The sequence below is a fragment of the Halovibrio sp. HP20-59 genome (assembly GCF_033052795.2).
In the GTDB taxonomy this organism is placed as follows: Bacteria; Pseudomonadota; Gammaproteobacteria; order Pseudomonadales; family Halomonadaceae; genus Vreelandella.
Genome location: NZ_JAWJUW020000092.1, coordinates 1 through 271, shown reverse-complemented (window position 1 = coordinate 271; position 271 = coordinate 1). Strand labels below are relative to the sequence as shown.

The window sequence follows — 271 nt, the reverse complement described above, 5'->3', positions numbered from 1 at the left end:
GCTGCGGTCGTCGATTTCGAGCGGCCATTCGCGGCTTGCGGCGCGCAGGCGCGAAAGGCGCTCGTCCTGATTCGGCGTTGTCCGTCCCTCAATAAGGGCGTCGAATGGGATCCAGTCGCCAAGCGCTCGGCAGGCCAAGTCAGCCATCATGCGCGTTGCAAGTTCGCTGCTGCTCATTTCCATGCTGGCAAAGTGGACGCCATGCCCATTGCGCGCGAGGCCAAGCGCAACCCCGCACGCCACCGCAGTCTTGCCCATTCCAGGGCGTCCA

At 64.6% G+C, this 271-nt stretch carries 1 protein-coding gene; it reads right to left on the bottom strand.

Annotated features, from left to right (window positions below; translation table 11 throughout):
- Positions 1–258, bottom strand: a 258-nt coding sequence (locus RZA33_RS19500; protein ID WP_317509784.1) for a DnaB-like helicase C-terminal domain-containing protein, incomplete at its 3' end; no start/stop codon positions are given.
- Positions 259–271 lie beyond the last annotated feature (13 nt).